This is a genomic window from Sphingobium sp. SYK-6 (assembly GCF_000283515.1).
In the GTDB taxonomy this organism is placed as follows: domain Bacteria; phylum Pseudomonadota; class Alphaproteobacteria; order Sphingomonadales; family Sphingomonadaceae; genus Sphingobium; species Sphingobium lignivorans.
On record NC_015976.1, the window covers coordinates 540,812 to 554,466 of the forward strand.

Genomic DNA, 13,655 nt, shown 5'->3' on the forward strand with positions numbered 1-13,655 from the left:
CCGGCGCATCACCGGGGAGGGGAGGCTACGTCAGCTCATCGGCCGCAGAGCACTTCGCCGATCTGCACGGCGTTGAGCGCGGCGCCCTTGCGCAGATTGTCGCCCACCACGAACATGGCGAGGCCGTGGTCCACCGTGCGGTCGGGGCGCACGCGGCCGACGAACACGGGATCGGCGCCGGTCGCTTCCAGCGCGTTCGGCACGTCGCTCAGCACCACGCCGGGCGCCTTGCCGAGCAGGGCCAGCGCCGTCTCCACGTCGATGGGCCGCTCGAACTCGGCATTGATGGAGAGGCCATGGCCCGTGAACACCGGCACGCGCACGCAGGTGCCCGAGACGGGCAGGTCGGGAATGCCCAGGATCCTGCGGCTCTCGTCGCGCAGCTTGAGCTCTTCCTCGGTGTAGCCGTCCTCGCCCAGCACATAATTGAGCGGCACGATGTTGTTGGTGATGGGCACGGCCCACTTCTCGGGCGCGGGAAGGAAGTCCGCCTTGCCGTTGAAGGCGAGCGCGGCGCCCTTGTCGCCCACGGCGGCGATCTGCCGGGCCAGCACATCGATGCCTTCCATGCCGCCGCCCGAGACGGCCTGATAAGTCGCCACGATCAGCCGCTTGAGCCCCGCCGCCTCATGCAGCGGGCCGAGCACGGGCATGGCGGCCATGGTGGTGCAGTTGGGATTGGCGATGATGCCCTTGGGCATGTTGGCGAGCGCATGGGCATTCACTTCGGCGACGACGAGCGGCACGTCCGGATCGCTGCGCCAGGCCGAGCTGTTGTCGATCACGATGGCGCCCGCGGCGGCCACCTTGGGCGCCAGCGCCTTGCTGGTCGAGCCGCCGGCGGAGAAGAAGACGAGGTCGAGCCCGGCGAAATCGGCGGTGGCGGCGTCCTCCACCGTCACTTTCTCACCCTTGAAGTCCACCTGCGAGCCGGCCGAGCGGGCGGAGGCGAACAGGCGCAGCGTGCCGACCGGGAAGTCCCGTTCCTCGAGCAGCTGGCGCATCATCGAGCCGACGAGGCCCGTCGCGCCGACGACGCCGACATTGAGCGGAACATTGGATGAGAAGCGGGCAACCATGAGTGAACGTCTCCTTGTGTTGGGCGGAGAACGCGGCGGTCAGGCTTCCGGTCGGAAAGTCGGCCCCGCGCGCTTCGCGGGGCTTGCGGTCCGGATGATCGTGGCCCTCAGGCCGCGCGCGTACCAGACACCGCCCCGCGAATGCGGGTCGGTTTGGTCATAATCGTCGGCAGGGCGATCATCGTGAACATCGCGCGGGCCTCTAGCGGCGTCGGTGCCCCAAGTAAACAGGGGGTGCGCAAATTTTGTGACAAGGCTGCACGGCGCGCCCGCTTCACGACATTTCCTTGCGTGAAAAGCGCTCCCCGCGCGCCGCGACACAGATCAGCCGGCGTTGCGCGCCACGCTGGCTTTCATGCGCTCCAGCTGCTCGGGCGTGGCTTCGCTCTGGTGATGGTCCTTCCACTGCGCATAGGGCATGCCGTAGATGATCTCGCGCGCGCTTTCGCGGTCCATCGCCCCGTCCGCCTCGGCCACCCAGTCCGCGAGGCAATTGCGGCAGAAGCCGGCCAGGCCCATCAGATCGACATTCTGCGCGTCGGTGCGATGGCGCAGATGGTGGACGAGCCGCCGGAAAGCCGCTGCCGCCGTCTTGTCATCGAGCGTCTCTATCGTCATTGAATGCCTCTTCTGCTTTCTGTTCGAACCATTGCCGCCCTGTTCGCCGCGCTTGCCGCGTCGCTTTCGTCATTTGGGCAGGCATATCGCTGACGCAAGGGGTTGCCTTTACCGATGAAGAAACTTGCCCCCCGAACCCGCAAGGTCCGCATCCTCGCCACGCTCGGCCCGGCCAGCAGTGGCAGCGAGATGATCCGCCGGCTGTTCCTGGCCGGGGCGGACGCGTTCCGCCTCAACATGAGCCATGGCGGGCATGAGGGGCATGCGGCGAATGTCGAGGCGATCCGCGCGCTGGAGAAGGAGCTTGGCCGGCCGACCACGATCCTGGCGGACCTGCAGGGCCCCAAGCTGCGCATCGGCACCTTCGCCGATGGCCCGGTGATGCTCAAGCCGGGCGACAGCTTCCGGCTGGACCGCGACACCGAGCCCGGCGACGCGCGGCGCGTGGCGCTGCCCCATGCGGAGATTTTCGCTGCCGCTCAGCCGGGCACGCGGCTGCTGCTGGACGATGGCAAGCTGGTGCTGCGCGTGAAGGCCGTGAGCGACGATGCCATCGAGACGCTGGTCGAGGTCGGCGGGCAGCTCTCGGAGCGCAAGGGCGTCAATGTGCCGGACGTGGTGCTGCCGATGGCCGCGCTCACGGACAAGGACCGGCGCGACCTCGCTTTCGCCATCGAGGCGGGGGTGGACTGGATCGCGCTCTCCTTCGTGCAGCGGCCGGACGATCTGGCCGAGGCGCGCCGGCTGATGGGCGGCTATGGCCAGCTCCTCGCCAAGATCGAGAAGCCCGCCGCGCTCAACCGGCTGGAAGAGATACTGGAGATGTCGGACGCGGTGATGGTGGCGCGCGGCGATCTCGGCGTCGAGCTGCCGCCTTATGCGGTGCCGCCGCTGCAGAAGCAGATCGTCGAGAGCGCCCGGCGCCTCGGCAAGCCGGTGGTCGTGGCGACGCAGATGCTCGAATCGATGATCAAGTCGCCCACGCCCACCCGCGCGGAAGTGTCGGACGTGGCCACGGCGGTCTATGACGGCGCGGACGCGGTGATGCTCTCGGCCGAGACGGCGGCAGGCGACTGGCCCGAGCAGGCCGTGGCGATGATGGACAGCATCGCGCACAGCGTGGAGCATGATCCGGGCTATCTCGATCGGCTGCACTTCACCAAGACCATGCCCGATCCCACCACGTCGGACGCGCTGGCCGGCGCCAGCCAGACGATCACCACCACCGTCTCGGCCAAGGCGATCGTCTGCTTCACCGCATCGGGCAGCACCGTGCGCCGCATCGCGCGCGAGCGGCCCTCCGCGCCCATCCTCGCCCTCACGCCGCGCGCCACCACCGCGCGCCGCATGGGCCTGTTCTGGGGCGTCCACGCCGTGCGCACCAAGGATATCGGCAGCTTCGAGGAAATGATCGGCAAGGCCAAGCGCATGGCCCTGCGCCACGGCATCGCGGCAGGCGGCGACAAGATCATCGTCCTCGCCGGCGTCCCCTTCGGCACGCCAGGCTCCACCAACGTGCTGCACGTCGCCACCATCCGGGGCGATGAACTGCGGGTCCATGGGGAGGGTTAGGGGCGCGGAGATGGGCCAGGCTGAGGGGGCGCGCGATTGGGGCGCCTGGTGAGCCGCGAACTAGTTCCGAAGCGTAATTTTCCTTGGATTTATCCCAAAAGACGGATGGCTTGATCAATCGCCGCTCGCGTCAAGTCCGAACCAGTTCGGGCCCGATAATCAGCAGGCAAGCGCGACAAGGTGGCACTGAGACGTGATAGCCAGAAGGCCAACGCCACTTTTTCACCCGAACTAAAGTCGCCGCGTCTCAGATCGATGAGAGGCGATATACCCTCTAATACCTTTATTGCGAACGATCTGTGGCTCTCTTCGTTTAACATGCTATCGAAGAGTTCGAGCATTTTGATAATCTCGTCGAAATGCGCGACGGCCTTTCCAGGCCCCTCATCGATCTCTGTAAGCAAGAGAATTCTAAATGCTTGCGTATCGATCTGATAGGTTTGGAACCCCGGCCGATCGGCGGCACGATCGTAAGCGGTTTTGATAAATTCCCTTGCTGGCAGTAAGCGCCCGCGTTCCGCCATCGCAATAGCATATTGGAGCCAGAACAATGGTTCGTCGTTAATTCTTTCGTCGTATCGCAGCCTCTCATATATATCGAGAACAATAAATGAGGCATTTTTATGAGATTTAAGCGTCTCGTGAAGATTTGAATACTGAAGAAGATTCGACATCAAAACTCTGTATTGACGGGATGATTTTCGCTCGGCCGCAGCCAACGCCGCGCTGACAACGCAATCAGCGATCTCATTCGGCGTCATAAAGTGCCGGACGGCATATTCAGAGAATATAGAAGACCTCATACGGAACGCGTCTGCACTTAATTCAAATACCTCATCCGCAATTTCCTGAACGGGTTTAAATTCATGGTAAGGATCTACACCCGTCACCGTACGAATGAAGCTAGGATCGGCAGATACTTGATAGGTGCTCAGAAGCATCGTCAGTAACAAGACCTTTCTACGCGGCTCGTTAGAGAAAACAGAAGAAAGTTCATTGCGTATTCTATCTTTTATTTGCTCACTTTCAAAAAGTTCCAACAGAACGTCTCGCATTTCTACCGTCGTCCTGCTGATGGATACTCCAGATGCTAATCCAGCCTTCCGGCAAAGCTCCCTAAAGGCAGCCACGTCGGCTGGCGAAAGCTTGTTGACGCCAACACGAACGAAAGGACGTGGCACGCTGTCCAGTAGGTCGTGGTAACGGACCTCCAGAATCGATGTTCTGACCTCTACAATAAACTTTGCCGCGGGAATCTCAGATCCCAATCGAGCAATAATGTCCTGGGCCATTGTGAACTGATCGAAAATAATTACCGGACGGGGAGCATGCCTAAGTAAATCAATTTCGGCATCTATTTCTGGTCCAAATCCCTTGAATAAGAAGCAATTGTATCCCTGAGAGGCCAGCTCAATAAAGCATAGATGAAGAAATATTGTTTTTCCATTGCCGAGTCTACTATCAATAATAGCAGAACGATTTTCTGATAGCGCTGTTACAACATCACGAATTTCTTTTTCTCTAGATATGACATAAGTCTGCTCGGGGAGTGTTGATACACACCTTGCATAATTGAAGCTTCCGTAAATCAGAAGCTCAAGAACTTCGTTTGCGGTTGGTGCGCGGACCGCCTTGTTATCTCGCAAGGGATCAAGATATTTGAAGCTTTTGAGCCGTGTGACGTCAGAGGGCTTTGCTGGACGAGGAAGAACGCGGATAGCCTCTGCTAACCCTTTGACGCCGATGAAAAGAGCTGTTCCGTATGAACTAGTCCGCCGAGAGAAGACAGGATCAACTCGGTTAGACTGTACAAAAAACGTCTTCGACGCCAGATCCGGATTTTCCATTAGGAGGGCGGAAATATGATAGTCAGAAAGACTATATCCCACGACGATAAGCTTTGAGGCAAATTTAACATCTGCCTGAAATTGATTGTACCAAGGCGATTTCTGAAGATACTGTCGAATATATGACGTTTCACCAAGAACGAGGCTGGTAGTTATATTTTCCGGTGTTAAAGTTCGGATACTACCATGCAGATGAACGATGGAGTTTTTCGGAAATCTATTCGGGATTGGTTGAGATACATCAAACGATGACAGAACGCGGCCAGAATCCAGATGCTGAAACTCGGCGGCATCGTCATAGTTAGTGGAATAAATGCGCAGCCACGTTTCGGCCAACACCGCCCTCTGCTCGGGGGATATCGCCGATATGCGAAATGTTTCGTATAATTCTTGATAAAGGAGCTCTGCGTCTTGCTCGGCGAACTCCTCTGTCAAAACCTGAAGGTCGTAGCCTGTCTCTGGGGGGGAGCCCTAGCAGGTCAAGGAAGTGGCGACGCAGGCCCGAACCGTTTGGCGGCGATTTGCCCCGGAGGTTCGTGCAGCCAAGGCTGAATCCCGAACCCAGAAGGAGGACCGTCGAGTTAGGGTCGATCTCATTCAAGGCGACGATTGCTTCTGACACCACTTTCTCCATTCAAGCTGCGCTCCACTCTATCGCGGCCGCTTGTACGGGCCAGCAATTTTAGCGCTGGCCAATAGCGGCGCCCGCCCTTTCGCCCTACACCCCCCCAATCACACCGTCGCCGCGTCCGGTTCCCAAACCCAGAACTTCTCGCCGAATCGGGCGTGGAGCTGGTCCAGCAGGTCCTTCTGGATCGCCTTCACCCGCGCGGCAGTGGTGAGTTCGGCTTCGTCGACTTCCTCCCACACCAGGCTCGTCTTGTCCTCGTAGAGATGTTCGCCGGCCAGCAGCGCGCGGCTGTCATAGGGCCAGATGAAGGCCTGCCGGCTGCGGACATGGTAGAATTTGTGCGGGTCCGGCACGTCATAGCCGATCGCCTGCATGATGCCGCCGAGCCCCAGCAGGTTGAAGGTCAGCTCGTCCGCGATGCCCCAGTCGGCCACGGCGATGCGGTCATCGCTGTTCCAGAGCACCACGTCGCCCACGCTGTCGTAGAAAGCCTTCACGCCCTCGCGCCCCTCGATCACGGCGGGATTGGCGCCCCATGTGATCCGGTAGACCGGCCGCTCCACCATCATGTCGTCGGCGCAGATCTGGTCGTAGAGCCCGGCGCCCTCGAGATGGACGTGGCGCCAGAAGTTGAGGATGATCTTGCGGTGGAAGGGGTTGCGCGTCTGTTCGTAAAGCGCCTCGGTGGGCTTCATGCAGTCGTAGACGGCCTGTTCAAACCGGTTCATCCTCTCGTCTCCTCTCCGATGCGGCACCGGCCGGGCCTTGCGCCCGTTCCCGGTCCATCATCGCCTGGAGGATACGGCGGCCCTGCACCGCTGTCACGTCGCTCTTGAGCATCAGTTCGGGCGGCAGCGCGTCCATGGTGCTGATGATCTTCTCGATTTCCTCGGTCGCGAAACTGTCCTCGGCGAGCACCGGCTCCAGCCGGATCTTCGCGTCCTCCAGCCGGTCGCGGGAAGGCGCGCTCATGCCGAAGAAATAGTTGCAACTCGTCTTCGTCGCCGGCGTCACGGCATGCCACACGCGGCTGGTGTGGAGCAGCCGCCCGCCCTGCGGCCGGTCTTCCGGAATGCGCGATTCGCCGATCCCGGCGTGGAAGCCCGGGAAGTAGAAGTCCATGCCCGAGATCCGGTCGACGGGACCGTCATATTCGCTGCGGTCGTGATAGGGCGGCATCGGCGTGTTGTGCATGAAGCGGCGGCTGGAGAGGCGCCGTTCGTTGAGGTCGCGCACTTCGGGCGTGGCGGCATCGTCCGGCGTCCCGATCGAGGTCGCGTGCAGATAGCCCAGATGCGAGAGATCGAGCAGATTGTCGTTGAGCAGCTGGTAGCGGCCCTTGACGTGCATCGAATAGAAGGCGTCGGGGATCATGCCGGGGATGTTGAAGCCGATCTCGTCGAGCGTCGGGATCAGCGCCTCGTCCGCCTTGTCCGGGTCGCCCGGCCAGATCCAGGCCCACAGGCCCCGCTCGACCAGCTTATAGGCCTTGATCGAATAGACGCCGGGGATCGTCTTCTGGCTCGGCACGAAAGTGCATTTGCCGTCCGCGCCGAAGGTGATGCCGTGATAGCCGCACTGGATGGCATCGCCCACCCGCTTGCTTTCGCCCAGCGGATAGTGCCGGTGCGGGCAGCGCCCGTCCACCGCCACGGCCGTCCCGTCCGCCTTGCGATAGAGCACCACCGGCTGGTTGAGGATCCAGCGGCTGAGCAGCGGCTCGCCGATCTCGCGGCAGAAGGCGGCGACATACCAGCCGTTGCGCGGCGCGTAGCTTCCGGGCGTGAAGGGGTACATGCATCGTCTCCATCGGCTAATCGAACAATGTTCGTTTTGCGATGGATGCTTTTTGCGCGCGTTGGTGTCAAGGCGCTTCCCATGTCTTTCTCAAAGCTCGACCGGGACATGATCGTGGCGGAGGCCGTCGCGCTCCTTCGGGCGGAAGGGCTTGGCGCGGTGAGTCTGCGCCGGGTCGCCGCGCGGCTGGGCGTCAGCGTCTCCTCGCTTTACTGGCACGTGCCGGACAAGGGCACGCTCCACGGGCTGATGTCCGCGTCCATCTTCCGCGCCTGCCTGGATGCCATTGCGCCCGCGCAGGACTGGCGCGGCTGGCTCCATGGCTTCGGCCTCGCCTTGTGGGACGCGCAGATCGCGATTCCCGATGCGCGCCAGCTCATCATCGTCGCGCGCCCGCAGGCGGAGCTTGCCGAGGCTTCGCTGGCGCGGATCCTGGACGCGCTGGAGCAGCTCGGCCTGCCGGCGCCGCACGCGCTTGTCGCGCAGCGCTCGGTACAGGCGCTGGTCACCGGCTGGACGACCTTGCGCTCCGTGCGCCCGGATGCCGTGGCCGCCGATCGCGGCAGTTTCGTCATCGCGCTCGATGTGCTGATCGACGGCTGGGCGAAACGAGTGGCGGCGGAGGCCTGAGGGGAGCGGGCCGGTGCCGCACGCCACAACATGCCTCCCTATTGCCGATAGGCCCCGTCCACCAGCAGCGGCGCGCCGTCGCTCGCGTCGATGTCCAGCGCCATTTCCACGTCGCCGCCATGGCCGGCCGCGATCAGCTCCCTGCCGGAAGCCGATGCGCGCACGAGCCGCGCCACGTCCGCCCGGGCCGCGTGCCAAGCCATGCAGGCGGTCTCCGCTTCGGCAGCAAGGTCGGGCCCGAGCCCGGCGATGATCGCGCCCGCGCCCAGCCAGTCCTCGATCGCCGGGCGCAGCGATCCGTCGGGCCAGCGCTCCCCGGCGGGAATCACCGCGATGTCGCGCCCGGCCGCGAAGGCGCGCACCGACTCCGCGAGCGCGGTGGCATTGCGCAGGCAGCCGGTGAACACCGGCCGGTCGCCGCAGGCCAGCGAGAGGCGCCCGCCATTGGGGGAGGGGAGGATGAGCCGCGTGGCCGGCGCGATGTCCGACAGGCTCACCGGGGAGAGGGAGAAGCCGCCGCCGGGCGCCCCGCGCGGCTGAGCGATCACGCTTCCGGCCGGGGGCTCAGCCTCCCGGGTGCCCGGTGCGCCGCCGTCCGCCTGCCCGAGGTCACGCGGGCAGACCAGCGCCCCGCGCGCCGTCGCCACGTCCACGGCGGTGGAGAAGGACAGTACATCGACGATCACGATCACGCCGACCGCGTCGCGCAGCGTCTCGATGCCGTGCAGGCCCCATTCGCAATGGACGGTCATGCCGCTCTCCCGTGCGCCTCTCATGGGCCGGATCGGCAACGCCAAAACGCCCGGCCAGAGACTGGCCGGGCGTCTTCTGTTCCGTCAAGCGGACTTGAGGCAGTCCGCCGCGTGCGCTGGATCAGCCCTGGCGGGCCTTGAAGCGACGCTGCGTCTTGTTGATGACATAGGTGCGCCCGCGACGACGGATCACGCGGTTGTCCCGGTGGCGGTCCTTGAGCGACTTGAGTGAATTGCGGATCTTCATGATCGGGCGTCCAGTGAATCGTGCGGTCGGAAAATCGAAGCCGCGCCTCTATGGGCCGGTCCGGGGAAAGTCAAGGCGCGAGGGGCCGAAAAATCGCCTTCCCTCGCCCGGCCGCATGGTCGCAGCGCGGCGGGGATCGGCCGTTTTCCCCCGTCATGCGCCGCGCGGGGCGGGCGCGGGATGGGCTGGGCGCGACCGGCGGCGCCCGCTCCAGCGCCGATTCGCGCGAGGGTGCGGGAGCGGCACAATGGGCCCCCTGCATCGCGCATCCTTACCGGGCGATGATCTGTTCCATGGTGGCGTTGCCGCACTTGTCGTTCGTGGCGCCGCTGCCGCCGCCGAGCACGCCCGCGAGCAGCACGCCGCCCACCAGCAGCACCGCGAAGGCCGCCGTGATCCAGCCGAGATAGCGCTCCAGATAGACCTTGATCGGCGCGCCGAACTTCCAGAACAGCGCGCCCACCAGCACGAACTGCATGGCGCGCGAGGCGACGCTGGCCCACAGGAAGGTGAACAGCGGCAGGCCGATGAAGCCCGCCGTGATGGTGATGAGCTTGAAGGGGATGGGCGTGGCGCCCTTCACGAGGATGATCTCGGCGCCATAGTCGCGCAGATAGCAGGCCGCCTTGGGGAAGCTCTCGGTCAGGCCGAGCGTCGCGAGCAGGCTCTGCCCCAGGGCCTCGAACAGGAAGAAGCCGATCGCATAGCCGAGCAGCCCGCCCGCGACCGAGGCGAGCGTGCAGATGATCCCGTAGCGCAGCGCCCGGGCCGGGCGCGCGAGGCACATCAGCCCGAGCAGCGGATGCGGCGGGATCGGGAAGATGCTCGATTCGAGAAAGGAGACGACGATGAGCCACCATTCGGCATGGCGGTGCGCGGCCTTGGCCAGCGTCCATTCGTAAAGGCGATGCAACATCGCCGGCGCCCATAGCCGCTTTGCCGGGCGGGCGCCAGCGCCGGTGCGGGAGAAATCAGGCGCTGCCGACGACGAGGCAGGCGAGGAACATCAGCAGGCCCGCGAACCGGTTGGAGCGGAACTTGATGAGCGGGTCGGCCCCGTCTTCGCGCAGCGTGCCGACCTGCCAGAGGAACTGCGCGGCGAGCGGCAGCAGCGCGACCGGCGCGAGCCACACAGGCGCGACCAGCCAGAGCGCCGCGCCCCAGAGCGCGAGGGCCAGCGCGAAGCAGGCGGCGACGCCCGCGCGCACATGCCGTCCCATCGCCAGCGCGCTGGAGCGGATGCCGACCAGCGCGTCGTCCTCCCGGTCCTGCAGCGCGTACACCGTGTCGTAGCCGATCACCCAGAAGAAGGCGCCGGCATAGAGCAGCAGCCCTGCCGCGTTCATGCCGCCGGTCATTTCCACCCAGCCCACCAGCGCGGCCCAGGTGAACACCAGCCCCAGCCAGGCCTGCGGCCACCATGTGATGCGCTTCATGAAGGGATAGGCCGCGACGAGGGCAAGGCTGGCGAGCGCCACCAGCTGCGCTTGCCAGCGCAATTGCAGCAGCACGATGAGCCCGATGAAGCAGAGCGTCAGCAGCCATGCCCAGCCGGCCTTGAGCGAGACGGCGCCGCTCGCGATCGGGCGGCTCGCGGTGCGCGCCACCTTGGCATCGAGGTCGCGGTCGACGATGTCGTTGTAGACGCAGCCCGCCCCGCGCATGGCGATGCTGCCGAGCAGGAACCAGAGCAGCATCGGCCAGCGATCCGGCAACCCGCCCGCCAGCGCGATCGCCCAGGCGCCGGGCCAGAAGAGCAGCCACCAGCCGATCGGCCGGTCGAACCGGGCAAGCAGCGCATAAGGGCGCGCGGCGGCGGGGAGCAGGCGCATCAGGCCGCGCATCTGCGTATCCGGTACGAATTGCGCCGCGTCCATGATGTGCCGCTCCGGTCCCCGTGCTGTGCCGATGCTCCGGCCCATAGGATCGATCGCCGCGCAAGGGGAGTCCCTCTTTCGCTCGTCCTTCCGCGCAACCTTCTGCCCGGCGCCGCATTGGCAGGAAGATGGAGATGGAAAAGGAGAAAGCGTGATGGAAGACGATCGCGTCTGGTCGCATGAGAAGGCGTTGTGGACCGGCAGTGCCGAGCAGTTCGCCGCGGCACTGGATGAATCGTGCCTGATGGTCGTGCCGGCGCCGCCTTATGTGCTGGAAGGCCGCGACGCCATCGAGAGCATTGCCGCCACGCCGCGCTGGGCGGAGGTCACGCTGGCTCATGGCTGCATCGTGCGCCCGCAGGACGGGCTGATCGTCGCGGCCTATGAGGCCTATGCCAAGCGCCCCGACGCCACCGAGATGCGCGCCTGGTGCACCTCGACCTGGCGCCGCATCGCGCATGACGACTGGCGGCTGGTCCAGCACCAGCAGATGCATGCTGCCGATGGCCCGCTTCGCTCGGGCTGAGGGCCTGTCTGGAAATGCGCGCATGTGCGCATTTCGAGGCCGCACCAGCCCGCTCCCCCGTCCGGCTACCCATGGCTTACTGTCGTTGGCTGGCCGGGTGAGGGAGCGGGCCCGCACCGCACAGCCTGCCATCGCCGCCCGCTTTCCCTTTTTCCCCATGCGCACGGCGATCTTGATCCCGGCGCGGGGAGAGTGCACTGCATTGTCGGTCGCCAGCGGGCGGCAGGAACAACTGGCAAGAGACGCAAGGATGGAGAGGCGATGATGCGCACGAAGCACTTGAAAGGCGCGCTGCTGGCGCTTGCGCCGGCGCTTCTGCTCGCGGGCTGCGCCACGTCCACGGGCCCGGTCGAGGTCACGCGCTTCCATGCCGATCAGGTGTCGCGCCAGGGCCGCGTGACGATCGTGCCGGCCGATGCGGCGGACAGCAACAGCCTGGAGTTCCGCGCCGTCGCCAATGCGGTGAGCGCCGCGCTGGCCCGCAACGGCTTTACCGTGCTCGATGAAGGCGCGGCCGGCGGCGATGTCGAGGCAGTGGTCGCCCTGACGCGCGACACTTATGCGCCCGGCGCGCAGGGCCGCTCGCCGGTGAGCGTCGGCGTCGGCGGATCGACGGGCAGCTTCGGCAGCGGCGTGGGCGTGGGCATCGGCCTCAATCTCTCGGGCAAGCCCAAGCCGGTGGTGGCGACGCGCCTGCGCGTGCAGCTGCGCCGCGTGTCGGACAAGGTGGCCTTCTGGGAAGGCCGGGCCGAGACGGCCGCGAAAGAGGGTTCGCCCGCCGCGCAGCCGGGCATTGCGGTCGGGCGTCTGGCCGATGCGCTTTTCCAGGGCTTCCCCGGCTCGTCCGGCGAGACTATCACGGTGCAATGACCAACCAGACACGTCCCGCGCCCGCCCCTCTTTTCATCACCAGCCGGTTCGACAGCGGCAATATCATTGTCGAGCGGATCGATGGCACCACGGCCACCCTCTCCATCCGCAAGGACAATGAGAGCGATTTCTTCCAGTGGTTCCATTTCCGCGCCGCCGCGCCGGCCGGCACGGCGCTGACGCTGCGCATCACCGGCCTGCATGGCTCGGCTTATCCCGATGGCTGGCCGGGCTATCATGCCGTCGTCTCGGAGGATCGCGAGCAATGGCTGCGCGCCCCCGCCACTTATGATCGGGGCGAGGATGGCGGCACGCTCACCATCCGCCACGAGATGGGCGCCGATGCCGCCTGGTTCGCCTATTTCGCACCCTATTCGCTGGAGCGCCATCAGGACCTGCTGGCGAGCGCCGCGTCCTGCCCGGGCTTCACGCTGCGCCAGCTCGGCCTCAGCCTGGATGGCCGGCCGATCGATTGCCTGGAGCTGGGCACGGGCGAGAAGCCGGTCTGGCTCATCGCGCGCCAGCACCCCGGCGAATCCATGGCCGAGTGGTGGATGGAAGGCGCGATCGACATGCTGACCGATCCGGCCAATTCCCATGCCCGCCGCCTGCTGGCCGCCTGCCGCTTCCACATCGTGCCGAACATGAACCCTGATGGTTCCTTCCGTGGCCATCTGCGAACCAACGCGGCCGGCATCAATCTCAATCGCGAGTGGCATGCGCCTGCCGCCGAGCGCTCGCCCGAAGTGCTCTGCGTGCGTGACCGCATGGACGAGACCGGCGTCGCCTTCTGCATGGACGTGCATGGCGACGAGGCCATTCCCGCCGTGTTCCTCGCGGGGTTCGAGGGCATTCCCACCCTGCGGCCGGAGCGGATCGCCCTGTTCCGCAAATATCGCGATACGCTCGCCACCCGCACGCCGGATTTCCAGACGCGCCTCGGCTACACCGAATCGCAGCCCGGCAAGGCCAATCTCTCCATGGCCACCACCCAGATCGCGGAGCGCTATGGTGCCGTCGCCATGACGCTGGAAATGCCCTTCAAGGACAATGACGACCTGCCCGATCCCCGGCAAGGCTGGAGCCCCGAGCGCTCCATGCAACTCGCCCGCGATTGCCTCGCCACGCTGGCGGAGATGGTCGGGGACATCTGAGCGGGGAGGAGGCACCCGCGCGCCGGACGCGCCGATCGGGGCTGCCACCCCCGGC

14 protein-coding genes are annotated in these 13,655 nt (G+C 65.1%); 5 read left to right on the top strand and 9 right to left on the bottom strand.

From position 1 onward, the window contains the following. Positions 1 to 35 precede the first annotated feature (35 nt). The gene (locus tag SLG_RS02530) at positions 36 to 1,079 is read right to left on the bottom strand and encodes an aspartate-semialdehyde dehydrogenase (protein ID WP_014074844.1); all 1,044 of its coding nucleotides are present in this window, start codon (positions 1,077 to 1,079) and stop codon (positions 36 to 38) included. Positions 1,080 to 1,403: 324 nt separating this feature from the next. Beyond that, the gene (locus tag SLG_RS02535; RefSeq protein ID WP_014074845.1) at positions 1,404 to 1,697 is read right to left on the bottom strand and encodes a DUF1244 domain-containing protein; all 294 of its coding nucleotides are present in this window, start codon (positions 1,695 to 1,697) and stop codon (positions 1,404 to 1,406) included. Between the two features lie 114 nt (positions 1,698 to 1,811). Between SLG_RS02535 and pyk the strand changes: the two genes are divergently transcribed. After that, positions 1,812 to 3,269, top strand: coding sequence for a pyruvate kinase (pyk, locus tag SLG_RS02540; protein WP_014074846.1), 1,458 nt, complete (start codon positions 1,812 to 1,814; stop codon positions 3,267 to 3,269). An 89-nt stretch (positions 3,270 to 3,358) separates the two neighbouring features. On the opposite strand, the gene SLG_RS20735 is transcribed toward pyk, so the two are convergent. The 3 genes from SLG_RS20735 to SLG_RS02555 all read right to left on the bottom strand — a co-directional run bounded on the left by SLG_RS20735 (position 3,359) and on the right by SLG_RS02555 (position 7,544). Next, entirely contained in the window at positions 3,359 to 5,551 is a 2,193-nt protein-coding gene (locus SLG_RS20735) for an SIR2 family protein (RefSeq protein WP_014074847.1), read from the bottom strand. A 297-nt stretch (positions 5,552 to 5,848) separates the two neighbouring features. Next, a complete protein-coding gene (locus tag SLG_RS02550; protein WP_014074848.1) occupies positions 5,849 to 6,475 on the bottom strand; it encodes a hypothetical protein in 627 nt (208 codons plus the stop codon). Further along, positions 6,462 to 7,544 (bottom strand): Rieske 2Fe-2S domain-containing protein, encoded by a 1,083-nt coding sequence (locus SLG_RS02555; RefSeq protein ID WP_014074849.1) that lies wholly within the window; start codon positions 7,542 to 7,544, stop codon positions 6,462 to 6,464. The genes SLG_RS02550 and SLG_RS02555 overlap by 14 nt, the downstream gene beginning before the upstream one ends. An 81-nt stretch (positions 7,545 to 7,625) precedes the next feature. Here SLG_RS02555 and SLG_RS21980 point away from each other — a divergent pair, with 81 nt between their 5' ends. Further along, positions 7,626 to 8,174, top strand: coding sequence for a TetR/AcrR family transcriptional regulator (locus SLG_RS21980; protein WP_014074850.1), 549 nt, complete (start codon positions 7,626 to 7,628; stop codon positions 8,172 to 8,174). Between the two features lie 38 nt (positions 8,175 to 8,212). On the opposite strand, the gene SLG_RS02565 is transcribed toward SLG_RS21980, so the two are convergent. The 4 genes from SLG_RS02565 to ubiA all read right to left on the bottom strand — a co-directional run bounded on the left by SLG_RS02565 (position 8,213) and on the right by ubiA (position 11,050). Then, positions 8,213 to 8,926, bottom strand: a complete 714-nt coding sequence (locus SLG_RS02565; protein ID WP_148276465.1) for a 2-phosphosulfolactate phosphatase — start codon at positions 8,924 to 8,926, stop codon at positions 8,213 to 8,215. Between the two features lie 121 nt (positions 8,927 to 9,047). After that, positions 9,048 to 9,173: a type B 50S ribosomal protein L36 gene (gene ykgO, locus SLG_RS02570; protein WP_008069451.1), complete on the bottom strand. Its 126-nt coding sequence runs from the start codon at positions 9,171 to 9,173 to the stop codon at positions 9,048 to 9,050. Positions 9,174 to 9,444: 271 nt separating this feature from the next. Then, positions 9,445 to 10,089, bottom strand: a complete 645-nt coding sequence (locus SLG_RS02575) for a YqaA family protein (RefSeq protein WP_014074852.1) — start codon at positions 10,087 to 10,089, stop codon at positions 9,445 to 9,447. Positions 10,090 to 10,144: 55 nt separating this feature from the next. Then, a complete protein-coding gene (ubiA, locus tag SLG_RS02580) occupies positions 10,145 to 11,050 on the bottom strand; it encodes a 4-hydroxybenzoate octaprenyltransferase (RefSeq protein WP_041392444.1) in 906 nt (301 codons plus the stop codon). Between the two features lie 154 nt (positions 11,051 to 11,204). On the opposite strand from ubiA, the gene SLG_RS02585 reads away from it, so the two are divergent. The 3 genes from SLG_RS02585 to SLG_RS02595 all read left to right on the top strand — a co-directional run bounded on the left by SLG_RS02585 (position 11,205) and on the right by SLG_RS02595 (position 13,600). Next, entirely contained in the window at positions 11,205 to 11,576 is a 372-nt protein-coding gene (locus tag SLG_RS02585; protein WP_014074854.1) for a DUF4440 domain-containing protein, read from the top strand. Positions 11,577 to 11,837: 261 nt separating this feature from the next. Then, entirely contained in the window at positions 11,838 to 12,446 is a 609-nt protein-coding gene (locus tag SLG_RS02590; protein WP_014074855.1) for a DUF4136 domain-containing protein, read from the top strand. Next, on the top strand, positions 12,443 to 13,600 hold the full coding sequence (locus tag SLG_RS02595; RefSeq protein ID WP_014074856.1) for a M14 family metallopeptidase: 1,158 nt from the start codon (positions 12,443 to 12,445) through the stop codon (positions 13,598 to 13,600). The genes SLG_RS02590 and SLG_RS02595 overlap by 4 nt, the downstream gene beginning before the upstream one ends. Positions 13,601 to 13,655 lie beyond the last annotated feature (55 nt).